At 38.4% G+C, this 18,843-nt stretch carries 18 protein-coding genes; 8 read left to right on the top strand and 10 right to left on the bottom strand.

The window, feature by feature from the left end; genetic code table 11:
* Positions 1-204: 204 nt before the first annotated feature.
* The gene (gene hxlR / locus ACFX4R_RS08595) at positions 205-570 is read right to left on the bottom strand and encodes a transcriptional activator HxlR (RefSeq protein WP_013055600.1); all 366 of its coding nucleotides are present in this window, start codon (positions 568-570) and stop codon (positions 205-207) included.
* 252 nt (positions 571-822) lie between these two features.
* Between hxlR and ACFX4R_RS08590 the strand changes: the two genes are divergently transcribed.
* Positions 823-1,404, top strand: coding sequence for a hypothetical protein (locus tag ACFX4R_RS08590; protein ID WP_043980198.1), 582 nt, complete (start codon positions 823-825; stop codon positions 1,402-1,404).
* A gap of 16 nt (positions 1,405-1,420) precedes the next feature.
* Positions 1,421-1,744 (top strand): DUF3243 domain-containing protein, encoded by a 324-nt coding sequence (locus tag ACFX4R_RS08585; protein WP_013055602.1) that lies wholly within the window; start codon positions 1,421-1,423, stop codon positions 1,742-1,744.
* Between the two features lie 43 nt (positions 1,745-1,787).
* Here ACFX4R_RS08585 and ACFX4R_RS08580 read toward each other — a convergent pair whose 3' ends face one another.
* The 3 genes from ACFX4R_RS08580 to ACFX4R_RS08570 are packed head-to-tail and all read right to left on the bottom strand — an operon-like array spanning position 1,788 to position 4,186.
* Positions 1,788-1,973: a FeoB-associated Cys-rich membrane protein gene (locus ACFX4R_RS08580; protein ID WP_013081918.1), complete on the bottom strand. Its 186-nt coding sequence runs from the start codon at positions 1,971-1,973 to the stop codon at positions 1,788-1,790.
* A gap of 15 nt (positions 1,974-1,988) precedes the next feature.
* The gene (gene feoB / locus ACFX4R_RS08575; RefSeq protein ID WP_043980190.1) at positions 1,989-3,959 is read right to left on the bottom strand and encodes a ferrous iron transport protein B; all 1,971 of its coding nucleotides are present in this window, start codon (positions 3,957-3,959) and stop codon (positions 1,989-1,991) included.
* Positions 3,956-4,186, bottom strand: a complete 231-nt coding sequence (locus ACFX4R_RS08570) for a FeoA family protein (protein ID WP_013055605.1) — start codon at positions 4,184-4,186, stop codon at positions 3,956-3,958. The genes feoB and ACFX4R_RS08570 overlap by 4 nt, the downstream gene beginning before the upstream one ends.
* A gap of 175 nt (positions 4,187-4,361) precedes the next feature.
* Between ACFX4R_RS08570 and ACFX4R_RS08565 the strand changes: the two genes are divergently transcribed.
* From ACFX4R_RS08565 to ACFX4R_RS08555, 3 genes are all read left to right on the top strand, one after another.
* Entirely contained in the window at positions 4,362-4,847 is a 486-nt protein-coding gene (locus ACFX4R_RS08565; protein WP_322551754.1) for a GNAT family N-acetyltransferase, read from the top strand.
* 187 nt (positions 4,848-5,034) lie between these two features.
* Positions 5,035-7,368 (top strand): YhgE/Pip domain-containing protein, encoded by a 2,334-nt coding sequence (locus ACFX4R_RS08560; RefSeq protein WP_043980187.1) that lies wholly within the window; start codon positions 5,035-5,037, stop codon positions 7,366-7,368.
* Between the two features lie 97 nt (positions 7,369-7,465).
* A complete protein-coding gene (locus ACFX4R_RS08555; protein ID WP_377569359.1) occupies positions 7,466-8,317 on the top strand; it encodes a class I SAM-dependent methyltransferase in 852 nt (283 codons plus the stop codon).
* A 57-nt stretch (positions 8,318-8,374) separates the two neighbouring features.
* Here ACFX4R_RS08555 and rpoN read toward each other — a convergent pair whose 3' ends face one another.
* The gene (gene rpoN, locus ACFX4R_RS08550; RefSeq protein ID WP_043980184.1) at positions 8,375-9,709 is read right to left on the bottom strand and encodes an RNA polymerase factor sigma-54; all 1,335 of its coding nucleotides are present in this window, start codon (positions 9,707-9,709) and stop codon (positions 8,375-8,377) included.
* 215 nt (positions 9,710-9,924) lie between these two features.
* Positions 9,925-10,272 (bottom strand): winged helix-turn-helix transcriptional regulator, encoded by a 348-nt coding sequence (locus tag ACFX4R_RS08545; protein WP_034668472.1) that lies wholly within the window; start codon positions 10,270-10,272, stop codon positions 9,925-9,927.
* A gap of 163 nt (positions 10,273-10,435) precedes the next feature.
* Here ACFX4R_RS08545 and ACFX4R_RS08540 point away from each other — a divergent pair, with 163 nt between their 5' ends.
* On the top strand, positions 10,436-11,419 hold the full coding sequence (locus ACFX4R_RS08540) for a zinc-binding dehydrogenase (protein WP_377569357.1): 984 nt from the start codon (positions 10,436-10,438) through the stop codon (positions 11,417-11,419).
* Positions 11,420-11,753: 334 nt separating this feature from the next.
* On the opposite strand, the gene ACFX4R_RS08535 is transcribed toward ACFX4R_RS08540, so the two are convergent.
* A complete protein-coding gene (locus ACFX4R_RS08535; RefSeq protein WP_043980631.1) occupies positions 11,754-13,538 on the bottom strand; it encodes an ABC transporter ATP-binding protein in 1,785 nt (594 codons plus the stop codon).
* A gap of 16 nt (positions 13,539-13,554) precedes the next feature.
* Positions 13,555-15,297 (bottom strand): ABC transporter ATP-binding protein, encoded by a 1,743-nt coding sequence (locus tag ACFX4R_RS08530; protein WP_074893984.1) that lies wholly within the window; start codon positions 15,295-15,297, stop codon positions 13,555-13,557.
* Between the two features lie 126 nt (positions 15,298-15,423).
* Here ACFX4R_RS08530 and ACFX4R_RS08525 point away from each other — a divergent pair, with 126 nt between their 5' ends.
* A complete protein-coding gene (locus ACFX4R_RS08525) occupies positions 15,424-15,909 on the top strand; it encodes a DUF6985 domain-containing protein (RefSeq protein ID WP_060744909.1) in 486 nt (161 codons plus the stop codon).
* A gap of 40 nt (positions 15,910-15,949) precedes the next feature.
* Here the strand turns inward: ACFX4R_RS08525 and ACFX4R_RS08520 are convergent, their stop codons facing one another.
* Both ACFX4R_RS08520 and ACFX4R_RS08515 read right to left on the bottom strand, forming a co-directional pair.
* Complete coding sequence (locus ACFX4R_RS08520) at positions 15,950-17,500, bottom strand: solute symporter family protein (protein ID WP_013081928.1); 1,551 nt, start codon at positions 17,498-17,500, stop codon at positions 15,950-15,952.
* 16 nt (positions 17,501-17,516) lie between these two features.
* Entirely contained in the window at positions 17,517-17,852 is a 336-nt protein-coding gene (locus ACFX4R_RS08515) for a DUF485 domain-containing protein (RefSeq protein WP_377569460.1), read from the bottom strand.
* 496 nt (positions 17,853-18,348) lie between these two features.
* Between ACFX4R_RS08515 and ACFX4R_RS08510 the strand changes: the two genes are divergently transcribed.
* Positions 18,349-18,657: a hypothetical protein gene (locus ACFX4R_RS08510; protein ID WP_013055618.1), complete on the top strand. Its 309-nt coding sequence runs from the start codon at positions 18,349-18,351 to the stop codon at positions 18,655-18,657.
* The last annotated feature ends 186 nt before the right edge of the window (positions 18,658-18,843 follow it).

Raw genomic sequence — 18,843 nt, 5'->3', positions numbered from 1 at the left:
GTGTAGTTATTGTACCCGCAGTTTGAGGTTCTTAAAAGTACGCACTTTTCCCACAAATAGTGTGGGGAATGATAGTATACAGAAGTATACTAATGGACATATCAGTCTTGTAACCGCTTAATCTTTATTAAAAATGCGGATGATGTTGAGTAACATCATCCGCATAAAAAAATAAAAACTATGGAATAGAAGGAGTAGTTTCCATCATTTAATCAACGTTTCCGCCTTTTGTTCTTGATTGATCAGCACTGTATCACGGTAATTTTTACCCCAATCATACATGGCTGTCAAAATGGGCATTAAACTTTCTCCTTCTTTTGTAAGTGAGTATTCGACTTTAGGTGGTACGACAGGATAAACTTTACGGTTAACAATTAGATCTTCTTCCAGTTCCCGCAGCTGGTTAACCAGCATACGCGGCGTAATATCAGGAATAAGCGATTTTAGTTCCCCGAACCGTTTTGTTCCTTCACGTCCTAAGTGCCATAGTATCAGCATCTTCCATTTCCCACCGATAATAGCAAGCGTTAATTCTTTTTCACAGTTAAATTCCTTATTAAGCTGGCTCAATTGCTTCACCCCTATGACCAATAGTATAAAATTTATTTTAAAGTACTTCTTATTATACCGGTGCTGACAATCCTTTTACAAAAATCCGGCTTGCGCTTTTCCGTTAAAAAAGGGGAGCTTTTTTAATACATAGTTATTCTTGACTAGTGGGAGCAAAAAGGTGGCCTTTAGTCATGTTTTTTGTGTTCAATTGTTTAAATATAAAAAAAGATGGGAAATCACTCAATAACAATGCTAAAGGAGGCAGTAAAAATGGAAAGAAGCCGATCTGAATTACAAAACCCTGCTTTAAGCAACAGCGCAGGCATTAATAACGACGTAGGAATCAATAACAATCCACAGACAGCTAATAGCACTACTGCTGTTAGCACTGGAAAAAGCTGTAGCAGCAAGCTAGTAAAAGGTGTTGTTGTCGGGGCAGTTGTGGGTGGATGTATAACATTACTTGATAATAAAACTCGCTCATCTGTTAAAAGAAGAGCCGTTACATTAAAGGACTCTTCTGCAAACATGATTAATCAAGTAAAAGAGAACCCTCAAGAAACAAAAGAAAAAATGGTGCAGCAAATGAAAAACGCATCGAATCTTTTAAAAGATGCAATTAATGATGCTAAACATTTGTACGAGCGTGTAAATGAAGATTTCTTTAAGCAAGCAGAAGATGTGAAAAGCGTTACGCATGATGCAAAATCGACGGTAGAAGATGCTAAAAGTGATTTACAGCAAATTGGTGAAAAAGTGAAAGATGCAACTTCTGAAATAAGTAAGGAAAAGATGACGCCAGACGAAAAACCAGAAGCTGAGCGTGAAAGAACATACCAGTCTATTCACTAAAAGGGAGATGTTAACTGTGAGTCAAATGAATGAAGGAACTACAAAAGACATGAATAAAATTGAAGAAACGGCAGATAATTTAGGGACGGAGAAAAAAGAAGCAATTTTGCAGAACTTTGATACGTTTACCGATTATTTAAGTCAAAAAGTTCATGTCGGTAAAAAGCTCGGGTTAAGTGAGGAACAATTAACGGCCGCTACAAAAAAAGTGGCTAGCTATTTAGCCAAAAATGAGGAGCCTCGAAACCGAGAAGAAAAAGTCCTTCATGAGTTATGGAAAGTCAGCAGTGAAGAGGAAAAGGAAGTCCTTTCTCATCTCATTTTAAAACTAGTTGCGTAACATTAAAAAAGCATCCCATCTATCAGGATGCTTTTTTAATGTATTAAGATGATTGATTTTGAGCCTCTTGAATCGTTTTATCCCAGTCAATACCGCAATCATCCGTTGCACAAGAAGATTGCTGTGCGCAGCTTGCACATTTTCCCTGAGTACTCTTGCGGAAGAATTTTGTCATATGATAAAGAGCATATCCAAATATCAAAACCCCAATTAAAATGTTAATAATCAATGTTATTCACTCCTTTTAAGAAAAACCAAGTACTTTTCCAATAGTGTGTACAAGCAAAGCTACGAGATAAGCGACAACCAAAGGGTAGGCCACAGCAAATGCTGTCCATTTCAATGAGCCGGTTTCTCGTCGAATAACAGCGACGGTTGCTAGACACGGAACATAAAGAAGAACAAACACCATAAACGTATAGGCTGTTAGCGGTGTAAAGAATGTCTTCATTGTGTCGCCAAGCTGTCCTTCTTGTACTTTATAAATGATGCTCATAGTCGAAACAACCACTTCTTTTGCTAGGAAGCCTGTAATCAGTGATGCTACAGCTTGCCATGTCGCAAAACCTAAAGGTATAAATAGCGGAGCGATAGCACCTCCAATAATAGCCATAAAGCTATTTTCCATATCTACTCCAAAACCGCCAGGGCCAGCGTAAGATGATAGCCAGATAAATACAGAGCCAGCTAAAATAACCGTACCTGCTTTTCGGACGAAATTTCGGCCTTTTTCCCACGTGCTTCTCCAAAGAGTCTTGGCTTGAGGTACGCGGTAAGGAGGAAGTTCAACAATAAAAGTTGATTGTTCGTCTTTAAGAAGCGTTACTGATAAAATTTTCGTTACAACAAGTGCTAAAATAATGCCAAGCAAGTACATAGAAAACACCACAGCTGCTCCGTTTTGTACAAAAAACGCACCTACAAACAAAGCGTATACAGGAAGGCGTGCTGAGCAGCTCATAAATGGATTTACTAAAATGGTCATAAGGCGCTCTTTTCGCTGTTCAATTGTACGCGCGGCCATGATCCCTGGTACGTTACATCCAAAGCTAATAATCATCGGAATAAATGCTTTTCCGTTCAAACCGAAAAATTCCATGATACGATCCATTACTACAGCAATTCGAGCCATGTATCCTGAATCTTCAAGCAGTGAAATGAAAAAGAACAGGACAAAAATTTGTGGTACAAATACTAGTACGCCGCCTACGCCTGCGATGATGCCGTCCACAATTAAATCATGAATAAATGGAGCGGCACCAGCTGCAGTTAGAAGAGAATCAGCGCCTTTACTAAGCGTTCCGCCAAAAAAACCGTCCAGTTTATCAGAAAGAGGAACGCCAATCCAAGTAAACGTAATATTAAAAATCAAATACATTAAGCCAAGAAAAATAGGGAGACCAAGCCACTTATGCGTCACAATTCGATCGATTCGATCTGTGAAGGTTAGAGGTGTTTCGCTGCCCTTTATGATACACTCGCTGGAAATGCGTTCAATAAATGCTGTACGCACGTCGAAGAAATGCTCGCTAAGCGGCTTGGTTAATTTTTGTGCAGCCGCTTTTCGAAGCTCAAGCAGCTCTGAGTAACTCGTTTTTTCTTTTAATGTTGATTCGATTACGCTATTTTCCGCTAAAAATTGAATGGCAATCCATCTGCTGACATCCGCTTTTGTTTGAATCATATGAATTGCTTGTTCAGCGGTTTCCCCGTAATTTAATTGAAATGAAGGGGCTTTTAAATCTTGCTTCAAAGTGGAGAGAAGCTCATTAATTCCTTTTCCATTGCGGGCAATAATTGCAGAAACCGGAATATGTAATGATTTGCTAAGCTTTTCCAAATGAAAAGTTAATCCACGTTTTTCCGCTACATCAATCATATTTAAGCCGATTACTAATGGCTTTCCATATTCCAATGCTTGAATAGTGAGGTGCATGCTTCTTTCAAACTGAGAAGCGTCTACAATATTCAGCATACTGTTAAATTCTCCGGTTAACAAAAAGTTAGTTACCACTGCTTCATCTGAAGAAAGAGGAGTAAAATCATACACACCCGGCAAATCAACCAGCTGGCTGTTTTGCTTTTTAATAGACCCAACTTTCTTTTCAACGGTTACACCGCTCCAATTTCCTACGTATTCATAGGAATCTGTTAATATATTGAATAAAGAAGTTTTTCCTGTGTTTGGATTTCCTAAAAGTGCAATTGTACTCATGCTGTCTCAACCTCAATTTTAGCCGCATCGCGTTTTCGGATGCTAATCATTTGACCTTGACATTCAATAATACAAGGTCCCCCTAAGATGGTTTTTTGCTTCATGCACAGTTCGCAGCCTTTTTTTACTCCAAAAGAAAGAAGGCGGCGTTCTAATGATCTATCTAAAAATTCAATGTTTTTAACTTTTACTTTGTCGCCAATACTCACGGTAGTTAAATTCATCATTCAGCACTCCTGTTAATGATAATCATTTTCAATTTGTATCTATCTCGATTATACATAAGGTTCTAAAATCAATCAATGCTTCTAGAGCGTTACAATTAAAAATATATATTTATAACTATATTTTTCAGGTGAAATTATGTACGATTTTAGCAGCAAATTGTCAGGAGGGATGTGAGTGGAGGTAATCATTCGCAAAATGAGAAAAGAAGATATTACGTCTGTTCAATACGTCGCAAAGATGAGCTGGTATGATACATATGAAGGGATTATTCCTAGAAGCGTTCAGAATCGGTTTCTTTCAGAAGCATACTCCAATAAAAGGCTGCTGTGGCGCTTGCGCAATTCGTTCATTTATGTAGCAACTATTGATGAGAAAATCGTAGGGTACGCTAACTTTTTCCGACTACAAAACAAAGGGGAAATAGAACTAGGATCTATCTATATACTTCCTGCTTATCAAGGAAAAGGAATCGGTTCGCAATTGTTAGAAAAAGGAATGAAGCGCTCGAAGGAATTAAAAATCGTTTACATTAACGTAGAAAGGGAAAACGGAATAGGCCGTGCTTTTTATCAATCAAAAGGTTTCCAGCTCGTGGATGAATTTGATGATGAATTTGAAGGGCACTTGTTAAAAACGATGCGGATGAAGTTAATGATTTAAGCCTATAGCATGAACGTTATCTTAAAAAAGCTGATTTTAAACTTTCTGCTAAAATCAGCTTTTAATTACAGAATAACGATTGACCTTATTCTTGTGAATATGGTAACATTAATCAGAACTTAATGACCGAAAATGTTTTTCGGTCAAACAGTCAGGCGGAAGTAAGGATTATTGGAGGCTAAAAAACATGAATATGATTAAAGGAGAATGGAAAAAAATCTTTTCCAAACCAATGACTATTGTTGTGATTTGCGGATTGTTATTTGTTCCATTACTTTATAATGTCATCTTTTTATCTGCTTACTGGGATCCATATGGAAAAACAGATCAAATTCCAGTTGCAGTGGTAAATGAAGATAAAGGTGCTACGTTAGATGGAAAGAAATTGAATGTCGGTCGTGATTTTGTTGATGATTTAAAGAAAAATGATAAATTTGACTGGAAATTTACGAACAAAGAAAAAGCGTTAGAAGGCCTAAAAAATGAGGACTACTATTTAGTTTTAGAAATTCCAAAGAATTTCTCCAAAAATGCAACAACATTAATGGATAAAGATCCTAAAAAAATGAAATTTATCTATCATACAAATGCCGGAAAGAACTATTCAGGCGCTCAAATTAGCTCAAATGCAGTGGCTAAAATCAATGATCAGATTAAAGAAGCAGTCACAAAGCAGTATGCTGAAACGGTATTTGACAGCTTTAAGCAAGTAGCGGACGGTCTTCAAAAAGCAAGTGACGGTGCAGGAGAGCTCGAAAATGGCTCAAAAACGCTGCGAGATAACATGAAGAAATTAGCAGACAGCACGGTTACATTCGAAGACGGTACAGCTAAATTGGCAAGTGGGTTAACGGATGCACGAAAAGGAGCAACAGATTTAAATGCAGGTGCAGCTAAGCTCCTAAACGGTGCGGACACAATTAATGAAAACTTAGGCAGCCTAAACAGCGGTTTAGGGAAGCTAGAGAGTGGAAGCAGTCAATTATATAGCGCTTCTAGTCAATTAGAAACTGGAGCTGTTGGTGTTCGAGATGGATTGTCAAAGTTACAAAGTGCAACCAAACAGCTTAATGATGGAACGCAGACACTTCAAGGAAAGCTTCCGCAGTTCACAAGCGGCTTAAATCAAGTGGACGCTGAAGTGAGCAGCGTTACGCAGCAAATTAATCAAGCGGAACAGGAAATTACGCAGATTAAACAGCAGGTCGATTCAAAAAAAGCAGAGTTTGAACAGCAGCAGCAAGCTCTCATTGACAGCATTAACAGCAATGAGTCCATTCCTGATGAGCAAAAACAAACGCTGATTGCAGGAATTAAAAAGCTGACGTCTCAGCAGTTTATGGATGAACAGCAGCAAAAAGCAGAGCAGCTAAAAGCAAAAGTAGATAAAGTGCAAGAATTATCAGCAGCGCTTCAAAAGCTTTCTAAAGGCGGAGAAGATATTCAAAGCGCTATTAATAAAATTGCTGATGGACAAAGTCAGCTGTACGATGGACAAACGAAAGTATATAATGGTGCTGTTAAACTAGCAGACGGAGAAAAGCAGTTCAACAGCAAATTTGCAGAGCTAAACAGCGGTATTGCTGACGCTCATACAGGAGCTGGAAAGCTTGCTGACGGGCAGCAGCAAATTGTGGATGGACTTAAGAAGTCTGAACAAGGAAGCGCAGCGCTAGCAAATGGTTTAACACAGCTAGAAAACGGGGCAACCAAATTAGCAAATGGTTCTAAAGAGTTAACAAATGGTTCGTCCAAACTATATGATGGTTCATCTAAATTATCAGATGGAACAAGCGAGCTTCATTCATCTTTAGCAGATGGTGCAAAAGATGCAAAAGATGTTAAAGCGGATGATAAAACATATAGCATGTTTTCAAATCCAACGGATTTAAAATCAGATAAACAAAACAACGTAGATAAGTACGGTGTCGGATTAGCTCCATACATCTTATGTATTGGCTTGTTTGCGGGAACGTTAATGTTCTCAGCGGTATATCCAATGAAAGAGCCATCAATTCGACCGACATCAGGCATTTCGTGGTTCTTAAGTAAGTTTAGTGTCATCACTATTGTAGGTATGCTGCAGGCAGCGATTGCTGTTACAGCTCTTCTATGGGGCTTGCATTTAAACGTAACAAGCATTTGGCACTTCTATATCTTTACCATGATTACAGGTGTGACGTTCTTTACACTTATCTTGTTCTTAACAACAGGGTTAGGAAAAGTAGGGCAGTATTTAGCCTTCATTATTCTGCTGCTTCAAATTGGCGGCAGTGCAGGTACATTCCCTAAAGCACTTGTGCCGGAATTCTTCCAGGCAATTAATCCGTACTTGCCTATGACCTATGCAATTCGCGGTTTCCGTGAAATCATCTCAATTGGTGATGATTTCGGCTATGTATGGCATCAGGCTGGCGTACTTGGAATCTTTGCAGCAATCTTCATCACTCTTTCATTGATAATGTTTTATATCAATGCCAGAAAAGAGAAGCATCACACAGAGGAAGAGGCAGCAGCATAATTTAACTAATATAAAAAGAGAGTTCCAGTTTAAAAAGGAACTCTCTTTTTCTTTATGATAGTATAGGTTTACGTATAAAAGAGGGGAACGTGAATGCATGCAGCTTACAAAATTTTCGGTATATGAAAGTGATCGTGTAAAAAAGTGGCAGGAAGGGCTGAAAGAATGGGACGGTTCAATATCGGAACGGATGATAAACGACCGAGCTGAAGATGAATTTTGGCAGCAGTATTTAGAGAAAATGTCTTTTAATTCAGTAAATGACCCTGTAGTAAAACAGCTTCAACAAGAACTTCTTGCTTTTTTGAATCCAAATGACTCTGTTATGGAAATTGGCCCTGGCTGGGGAAATTATACGTTTTCGATTGCTGATTATGTAAAAGAACTTACGTGTATGGATTGTTCGCCAAGCATTATTCGCTACTTACAAACGCAATCAGATGCCCGCTCTAATCTAAAGTTCATAGAAGGTAAATGGGAGTATGAGCGTCTAACAGATAACTACGATGCCGTAGTAGGAATAAACTGTTTTTACCGTATGCATAATATTGTCGATGGTCTCTTAAATATGAACGATTCGGCTAATCGTTTGGCGGTTATAGGCATGTCAACGGGTCCAGAAAAGCCTCACTACGTAGAGTTACATAGAAAGCTTGGGTACGAGATTAAATGGCGCCGTAAGGAATATATTGACTTACTAAATATTTTATATGAACTGGGTATTTACGCAGATTGTAAGCTGGTTCCTATAACCAAAACGGTAACCTATGAGACGTACGAAGATCTCATCAAGAAGAACTCGACAAAGGTGCTTTCTAAAGATATTGACAAGTTAAAAACTGAGAAGATTATTTTACAGCATGTAAAGAAAATAAATGGCACATATGAATATACGTATCAATATCATATGGCTTTTATTTATTGGAAACCGATAAAAAGAACCCGTTGAGTAAAATCAACGGGTTCTTTTTAGTAGGGATAAAGCTGTAATTTAGAATAAGCAATATTAAAATCGTCGCCGCTTAGAAGAACTTTCAATTCCTGCTTCTTCACGGTATTTAGCTACTGTTCTTCTTGAAATCTGAATTCCTTCGCTGGAAAGAAGAGACATGAGCTTTTGATCTGAAAGAGGTTTTAATTTATTTTCTTCGGCAATTAATGTTTTGATTTTTTCTTTTATAAAGGCAGTAGAATTGCTTTGTTCGCCATCAGTTCGCTCTAAAGAATTGGTGAAAAAGTATTTTAACTCAAACAGCCCGCGTGGCGTTTGAATATACTTTCCGTTAGTCGCACGACTTACCGTTGATTCGTGACAGTCTATTTTTTGAGCAATATCTTTTAAGTTAAGCGGCTTTAGCCCCGAAATACCCATTTCAAAAAAATCTTGCTGATGTTCCACAATGGCTTTGGACACGTTGTAAATCGTCGCATTACGCTGCTCAATACTATTGATTAGCCAAGTAGCTTCATGAATTTTTTCCTGTACGTATCGATCGGTTGTTACGCATGCAGAGCGATGAACCAGCTTTTGATAGGTGCCGTTAATTTCGATGGGCGGAAGCAGCTCGCTATGAAGAATAACATGATAGCGGCCGTCAACTTTTTGTACCGTTACATCAGGCGAGATGTACTTTGTAAGCGGGACGTGGAAATCTCCTGCTGGACGAGGATTTAATGTCCGCAAGCAGTCAACAATTTCTTGTACTTCACGCATCGAAATAGAGTATTTTTTTGAAATGTTCCGATATTTTTTGTTAGCAATATCTTCAATATCGTGTTTTACCACGTCGTATAAAAGAGGAGGCTTTGACTTTTTGGCCTTAATTTGAATAAGTAGTGAATCGACAAAATTTTGAGCGCCCACGCCAATCGGATCAAAGCTTTGTAAAACGTGAATCATATCGTTGACTTCGTTAATTGAAACATTCAGCAGTTCGGCTGCCAATTTTGGCTCAATTGCTAAAAAGCCGTTTTTATTTAAGTTTCCAATTAGAAATTGAACGATGTGTTTTTGGTGTGAGTGTAAATGATTTAGCATAGACAGCTGCTCTAATAAATGACTCTCTAATGTCACAGTTTGATCAGATATATAATTAAACGGATTATAATCGTCATCGGTATAACCTTTTGAATATGAACGCTGTTCTCGAGTATCAAATGAATCTTTTTGCTGAGAGTCGCCAGCAGACAGTTTAATCACAGGATTTTCATTGACTTGCTGATGAAGATAATGAACTAAATCGGCCGTAGAATAATTTAAAATGTTGATAGACTGACGTAATTCAGGTGTCATGGCCAATTTTAATAGTTGTTTTTGGGATAAATCTAAACCTAATTGCATCATTGAATCACCTATCATTCTTGAGTTTTATTTCGACAATTCTGGCTGCATCGTTCGACATCATCATAGCTGAAAATGCGAAAGAATTCTATAGTGTTGTCAGATGTTCTTACACAGGGGCTAATTGCAAGAAAGAGTAGGAGAATAGATAAAACAAAAACGAATAGCTCCTGGCAATAGCTATTCGTTTGTTTTAACAGAGCCGCTAGGAGAACTTAGCTGCAATTTGGGGTGTTTCCCATTCTTCTATCTCCCCATGCGCACATCATATTTAAAATTTCTCGTAAGGTTTCGCCTTCTTCACTGAGTGAGTACTCTACTTTAGGAGGAACTTCATTGTATACTTTTCTATTAACCACACCGTCTTTTTCTAATTCTTTTAGCTGTTGAGACAGCATTTTTTTGGTAATAGCAGGCATAGCTCGCTGAAGTTCACTAAAACGTTTTTCACCTTCTTTTAATAAGCATAAAATAACGACTTTCCATTTCCCGCCGATTACTTCAAGCGTTGCTTCAACAGGTACATTATAGTGGGGTGCTTTCACCGTTAATCCTCCATTCATAAACAGATATGAAATATGGATATAATAATTTAATATCCATAGACCTAGGTTACCGGGAAGGTACCTGGTTACATGAAAGTGCCGTCTTTTGTAAACAACATGTATTTATTATACTGAAAAAGAACTTTTAATTGAAGGAAGAAATGTAAAAGGGGAGATCTTGATGAAAGCTTTACTGCTAGAAGGCAAAGGGAAAGTAAGTGAGATGAAAGTCGGAAATATCCAAAAGCCACATCCAGCTAAAGGTGAAATTTTAGTTAAAATTAAAGCTACTGCTTTGAACCCTGTAGATTATAAAACAGGAAACAGCGGTAATCCTAGTTGGACATATCCTCACGTATTAGGACTTGATTCAGCGGGCGTTGTCGAGGAAGTGGGAGAAGAAGTCACAGCTGTCAAAGTCGGAGACCGCGTTGTATATCATAGCGATTTATCAAAAAAAGGCGGGTTTGCACAATACGGGGTGACAACAGCCCACACAGTTTCTCTTATTCCGCAAGGGGTTTCATTCGAAGACGCTGCGGCTATTCCATGTGCGGGATATACAGCATATCAAGCATTGTTTCACAAAATGAACGCTTCAAAAGGACAAACAATTTTAATTCACGCAGGTGCTGGAGGGGTTGGAGGATTTACCATTCAGCTTGCCAAAAATGCAGGCCTTACAGTGCTCACAACCGCATCTTCTGCCAATCATGAGTTTGTAAAAAGTTTAGGTGCTGATTATGTAATCGACTACCGTAAAGAAGACTTTGTGAAAAAAGTGCTGGAGCTTACCGATGGAATCGGTGTAGATTTAGTCTTGGATACCGTTGGACGAGACAATGCAGACGAGTCGGTAAAGGCTCTTGCTTTTAATGGTCAAATTGCATTCATCGCAGGACCGCCTAATGTAAACAATGCGATTTCGTTTGCGCACCCACTATCGTTTCATCAAGTTGCATTAGGGAGTGTACATCAGTCTAATAACGTAAAAGAACAGCAAAAACTTGCTGAGATGGGAAATAAAATGCTTTTGCTTTTACAAGAAAATACGCTAAATGCACTCGTGGAAAAAGTCATTTCACTAGAAGAAGTGCCAGCAGCATTAGATGAACTGGCGACTCGTCGAGTAAAAGGGAAAATTGTAGCTGTAATAGATAAATGATAGAACGAAAAAGAGATTGAGACATAACTACATCAATTCAATCTAAAGACAAACAAATGGAATAAAGGAGCTCGTATCGACCATTTATTACACCGCTGTTGATTTCCGTGCAAGGCTTCGCTTTCCGCGGCCGGCTGATGAGCCTCCTCGTTGCTTGCGCTCCTGGGGGTCTCATCCCTTCCGCTGTTCCCGCAGGAGTCTTCGCTTTGCCCTCCCATCAACAGCTAGAAGCAGCTAACTAGATGAACCCTACGTTTACCAGCACAATGAAAAGGTCCGAACGATTACTCGTTCGGACCTTCTTTAAACTAACATACTTTTTATTTTACCTCTTTTAAATCGTAAACTGCTGCGTATAGAGTTGGTGATAAAACCCTTGTTTTTCTAGCAGCTCGCGATGATTTCCTTCTTCAATAATTTGTCCGTCTTTTAAGACAAGAATTTGATCTGCATTTTCAATCGTTTTAAGGCGGTGGGCAATGACAAAGCTTGTTTTTCCTTTTAATAGATTACTCATTCCTCGTTGAATATCAATTTCTGTTTTTGTATCAATGTTGGAAGTAGCTTCGTCTAAAATTAAAATATCACAGTCAGAAAGCATGGCTCGAGCAATCGATAAAAGCTGCTTTTGACCTTCACTTAAATTTCCTCCGCCAGCTGAAATCGCGGTATTGTATTGCTGCGGCAAATGTTTGATAAACGAATGAGCATTGGCCATTTTAGCTGCGCTTTTCACTTCTTCGTCGCTGGCATCTAACCGGCCAAATCGAATGTTATCCGCAATCGTACCGGAAAATAAATAGGTATCTTGAAGAACAATGCCGATTCGGTTTCGTAAATCATGGATGTTATAGTCACTGATGGAACGTCCGTCAATTTTAATGTCTCCGTTTGAGATGTCATAAAATCGTGTGAGCAAGTTAATGATGGTTGTTTTACCAGAACCTGTGGGACCGACCAAAGCAACCATTTCACCTTTTTTTGCTGTCAGTGTAACATTTTTTAAAATCATTTTTTCATCGTTATAGCCAAATGATACGTTCTCAAAAGCAACGTCTCCTGCAAATTTTGTAACAGAAAGAGCGTTTGGCTTGTTTGTGACGTCCGGCTGCTCATCCATAATCGCAAACACGCGCTCTGCGCCGGCAATAGCCGAAAGAATGGTGTTTACTAAGTTTGCCATTTGACTGATTGGGCGAGAGAACTGACGTGAGTAGTTAACAAATGAAGCGATCATCCCAACTGTAACGCTACCTTGAACAGCCATAAATGCGCCCGCTCCGATCACTAGTGCTAAGCCTAAGTTGTTAATAAAGTTTGTGACAGGACCTAAAAAGCCTGAAAATGTTTCCGCTTTTGTTGCTGAACTTCTCAGCTGTTCATTTCGTTCATTAAAAACAGTTAAAAAGTCTTTTTCCTTACTAAAAAGCGTAACAACTTCTCCTCCAGAGATTGCTTCTTCTACAAAGCCGTTTAGCTCACCTAAGTCTTTTTGGCGTTTGACAAAATTTTCACTGCTTCGTTTTAATATTTGTCGAACGATTATAACCATCAAGGGAATAACAATCAGCGTGATAATGGCAAGAATCCAGTTGAGCGAGAACATCGCAATGGTAATGCCGACTAAAGACAAAATAGAGGACAGAGCCTGAATAACGCTTTGACTCAGAGCGCTGTTTAGATTATCAATATCATTTGTGACTCTGCTCATTAACTCTCCGTGAGCTCGTTTGTCAAAAAAGCGAAGGGAGAGAGTCTGAAGCTTTGCAAATAAATCTTGTCGAAGCATTCCAATAGTCGTAAACGAAACGTTCACCATTAAATAGGTTTGCAGCCATGTTAACAAAGATGTCGTAATATAAATTCCTGCAAGAATAAGGGACATTCGTATCGTTCCGCTGATATCTTTAGGAATAATATGCTCATCAATAATAACTCCAATTAAATAAGGGCCTAGTAAATTAAGCAGGGAAGTCACAATAACTAAGATTATCGCAGCCGCAAGCGGAGGTTTTCGTTTCCCCATATATGACCAGATTCTGTACAGTGTTTTTTTCGCATTTTTTGGCTTAACTACAGGGCCTTTCATCATTCCTCTAGGGCCGCGAATAGAGCTCATTTGATTTTTACCTTGGTTATTCACTAGGCAACACCTCTTTTCCGCCTTGTGCAAGGTAAATGTCGTAATAAAGAGAGCGATAACGAAGCAATTCTTCATGAGTCCCTTGTTCAGCAATTTTGCCTTCATCCATGACGATAATATGATCAGCGTGGAGAAGAGACGAAATTTTAGAAGCAATAATGATAACGGTCGCATCAGCAAACTCTTCTTTTAAATGTTTTAGTACCTGCGCTTCTGAGACAGCGTCTAATGCCGAAGTTGCATCATCGATGACCAGGATAGCGGGCTTTCTAACAAATGCACGCGCAATTGAAAGACGCTGCTTTTGCCCTCCTGATAAATTGGTTGCTCCTCGCGTTAAAGGATACTCATATCTTTCTGGAAGTTTTTCAATAAACTCCGTTGCGCATGCAAAATCCGCAGCATCTTCAATTTCTGAGGAAGAAGCCTGATCTTTTCCCATTCGAATATTCATATCAATCGTGCCGGTAAACAGCGTAGCTTTTTGAGGAATAAATCCAATGGATGAGCGAAGCACTTTTACGTCATAGTCCGTAAGGTTTTTTCCATCTACGAAGATTTCGCCGTCATCAGGATCATATAAGCGGGAAATAAGTTTTGCAAGCGTCGACTTCCCGCTTCCAGTAGAGCCGATAATGCCAATGGTTTCCCCGTGTCTAGCAGTGAACGAAATATCTTTTAATACGTTTTCGCCATTTTTACTATAGCTGTATGTAACGTTTTGAAACGATAGATCACCTTTAAGTCTGTTGATTTGAGCAGCAGAGTTTGCTGGAGGGATGTCTATTTTTGTTTTTAAAACAGAATCGATTCGTTCAGCTGAAGGGAATGCGCGTGTAATTTGCATCAGCACCATGCTGCTTGACATAAGTCCGTTTAAAATAATCGTTAAGTAATTAATAAAAGCTAAAATCACACCTGCTTCAATTTTTCCTGCTTCGACTTGAAGTCCTCCCAGCCATAGAGTAGCTACCATTCCGATATTTACGACAAATAAAATAACGGGCATTAAAAGCGAAATAAGCTGAACAGCACTCATATTAGCTCGCGTCAAGGAACTGTTTGCTTCTTTAAACTGATTGATTTCATACGATTCTCTTACATACGCTTTTACTACACGCATCCCTGATAAATTTTCTTGGACTTTTGTATTTACACGATCAACGCTTTGCTGAACTTTTTTAAAAAGTTTTCCAGCTTTCGTGATCACAAACCAAATGCATAAAAATAAAATAGGGACGACCACGACGATAATAGGAAACAAAGAACGAGCGGTTAATAACACGATCACAATACTTCCTGCAAAAAGTAAAGGACCTCTAACTAATACTTTTAGCGTCATATTCAATGCGTTTTGAACACTCGTTACATCATTTGTCATGACGGTAATTAAGTGACCAGTCCCTAGTTTGTCTCTGTTGCTGTTTGAGAGGTTTTCAATTTTTTCAAAAAGCGATTTCCGAATATCGGTAGAAAAATTTACTGCCGCTTTTGTGCTAAGGATGGCGCAGACGATACCGGCAGCTAAGCCAATGACTGCTAACATTAGCATAAGGATACTTCGAGTGATAACATATGTTTGATCGTTGTTTGCAATGCCATAATCAATGATATGCTGCATAATAGTAGGCTGAAGAAGGTCAGCTAACACTTCAATTACCATCAATAGCGGGGCAAACAGCGCGAGCCATTTGTAAGGTTTTAAGTAAGGGTACAAAGATTTAATTGTATTCACACATTGTGGCACTCCTTTCTGTAAAAAATATGGTAACATAGAATAAGTTTAGAAGTTTGTTTCAAGCACCATTTATTATACGCCAATGCAAGCAGAAATCCACTTTTTGAGAGGGTCAGGTATGCAATGAATCAAACATTACGAGTACATCATCCGCTTTTTGGATCTTTGTTATATGACTCGGCCTGGGTTGGAGAAAAACAGGTCACTTTCTTTGGACAAAAACAACAGGTGTTGCTGACAATTGATGGAGATAAAGAGAATCCATTTCAAAAACGACAAGAAGAGGCCTTTCAAGCATTTTGGCTTCAAGGTGAATTATTGTTAAAGAGGACGGAAAAAGCTCTTTTTGATTATTATCAACAGGTGCGAGATGAATACAGAACTCAAGTTGAAAAAGACGTGGTAGACTTATTAGTTCCGAATGTAAAAAAGCGAAAAGACATCGGGTTTTTAGTTGAGTGTATTCAAATCTTTGTTCCTGAAGCACCTCATGATACAAGAGAACTTGGTTTGTTTTTTGAATGTACGTGGGAAGAAGAGCATATGTTAGCTGTAAAGTTTAGAAATGAACAAATTTCCGCTATTGGTTTACAAGAAGATTTATTCTAGTAAAAAGCCTTGAAGCAACCTGCTTCAAGGCTTTTTGGCATTAATGCTTGACGGGCTCTTCGATTCCCATACCTGTATTTGCTTTTACTAAAATCTCATCAAATTTCTTTTCGTCTGCTTTTTTAGACGAAAGAAGTGTTCCTATAAAAGCAGCTAAGAAGCCTAGAGGAATAGAGATAATACCAGGGTTTGTTAGCGTAATGAGCGGTTCACCTACAAAGATAGCAGCTCCCGGCTCAGGTGCCCATACGTTAGGACTAATGGCAACTAAAAACAGGGAGCTGAATAGTCCAACCAGCATGCCAGTGACTGCTCCTGCTGTATTAAAACGTTTCCAAAAAATAGTGAGAAGAATAATTGGCAAGTTAGCGCTCGCTGCTACCGCAAACGCAAGTGCCACTAAAAATGCCACGTTCATGTTTTGAGCAAATAATGCAAGAATAATAGATAAAATGGATACCCCAATAGAAGCCCATCGTGCAGCCACTACCTGTTCTTTTTCAGTAGCAGCTCCTTTACGCAGAATATGACTATAGAAGTCGTGCGCGAATGCTGAAGCTGCTGAGAGCACCAGTCCAGCTACAACAGCTAAAATTGTAGCAAATGCTACAGCTGAAACGAACGCAAAAAGAAAGTCTCCGCCAAGAACTTGAGCGAGCAGAGGAGCCGCCATATTTCCTGCTGCATTTGCTTTGATAATATCATCATATCCTACAAAAGCAGCAGCACCGAATCCTAAAAAGATTGTCATAATGTAAAAAACGCCAATGATCCACGTTGCATAAATAACAGACTTTCTTGCGGTGATGGCATCTTTTACTGTGAAGAAACGAATAAGGATATGAGGCAGGCCTGCTGTACCAAGAACAAGAGCTAAATTCAACGAAATCATGTCCAGCGGATTTTTGAATTTATTTCCTGGATTTAAAAAGCCGTCACCAAGAGGAGTTGCAGTTTTCATCTCGGAAAACATTTTAGCTAAGCTAAAATCAAATTTTGAAAATACGATAATGGAAATAATGAACGTGCCAATCATCAGAAGCAAGGCTTTGACAATCTGCACCCAGCTAGTCGCTGTCATTCCTCCAAATACAACGTAAACCGTCATCAAGACGCCGACAATCAAGACAGAGTACACGTAATCTAGACCAAGTAATAAATGAATTAATGCTCCTGCTCCAACAAGCTGCGCAATCATATAAAAAATGGAAATGGTGATCGTGTTTAACGCAGCAACTCCCCGCACTTTCTTTTCGTTAAAACGAGCTGCTATCATATCTGCCATCGTGTACTTTCCTAAGTTGCGAAGGGGTTCAGCTACAATGTATAACACAACCAGGTAGGCAACTAAAAAGCCGATGCTGTAAAAAAAACCGTCAAATCCAGAAAGCGCTACCATTCCAGCTATGCCTAAAAATGATGCAGCAGACATATAATCTCCGGCAATTGCCATACCGTTTTGCCAGCCGGTTAAACTTCCATCTGCTGTATAAAAGTCACTGGTCGTTTTTGTCCGCTTGGATGCCGCATACGTAATGATTAGCGTAAGACCTACAATGGCTAAAAAAAGTGAAAAAGCTAGTACGTTCATTCATTTAACCCCCTATTTAATTTGCAGCTTCTTTTTTAATCGTGTCAACAAGTTCATCGAATTTCGAGGCTCTTTTTGTGTATAGAATGCATAGGGTCCAGGTCATCACAAACTGTGTAAAAGCAAATACCCACGCCCAGGTCATAGAAGCAAAAGCTGGTTTGTTTAGGACGGTTGTGTAAGCCGTTAAGATAGGCAAGGTAAAATAAAAAGCAAGAAAAAACAGAGAGAGCGGTAAAATAAAATTGCGTTTTTGTTTCAAAAGCTTTTGAAATGAAGCAGACTGTACAATTTCTGTGTAATCAGGAGAGGAAGAAGCATTGTTTACCTTCTTTAAAGAATTTTCATTCATCGCCAAGCGGAATTCCCCCTTTGATAATAAATAGATGAAGCGAAAAGCTTCATACCACTTGAATTATATTATTTTCGGAATAAAAAGTAAATTCTGTCTTTTTGTGAGAATGGTAACTGTGTAGGTTTTTTAATATACTGAAGGTTCGTAATAAATGCATACTGACATAATAAAAAAAGAACAACATTTAATACAAAGGAAAAATCATTCGCAAAAGAAATGTTGAAATTAATCCTTAGTTTCTTATATATAAGGCTTTTCTTTATTATTTAAACATTATTTGTTTGTTTGATCTTTTGAAAAAGAAAAGAAGATGATGATAGAATCATAAGCACACAATAATGCTTAGAGAGGAAACAGGTTGAGAAAATAAGCTATTATTTAGAGATGGTTATAAATAGACAAGATATTATGAAAGATTTCTATATGAATGATATTTTTTCTTTATAGTAAACAAATCATGTGACTACTTATATAAAAGAGAAAAGGTGAAAGAATGGCATTTGGAATTAAACGCCCGGAACTAAACGCATGGAAAGCAGCTGTTAAGCGAGGAGAGATCGCGTTTTTAACTCATTATTGGCTTGATGAGCGTTTTCCACATGCAACTACCGTAACAAAAGTAGGTTGCAGTGACTTAAATAAGCTGATTAAGTGGGGAAAAAAGTATGGTATTCCCGCTAAGTATATTGATAATCGATCCGGCTATCCTCATTTCGATTTACTAGGTGAGCGTCAGAAAGAAATTATGAAAAAGGAAAATCAGCTGGAGCAGCTGAAGCGATTTGAAGAAGTTAACGAGTGAAAAGCAAAACTAATTTCAAAAAATGTAAAAAAATTCTATTGTTAAGACTTTTTTTATGTTTAAATAGAAAAAACAGTGGAATAGATTAAGAAGAACAATTACGTTATGTATTCTCTTATATAGGGAAAATAACTTAGTGTAGTTTCCTTATTTGATACGATAAAGAGCTTTGTTTTATAATAAAAT

Source organism: Priestia sp. YIM B13490 (genome assembly GCF_042787735.1).
GTDB lineage: Bacteria > Bacillota > Bacilli > Bacillales > Bacillaceae_H > Priestia > Priestia megaterium.
The sequence above is the reverse complement of the archived record's forward strand: the minus strand, read 5'-3'. Positions and strand labels throughout refer to the sequence as shown.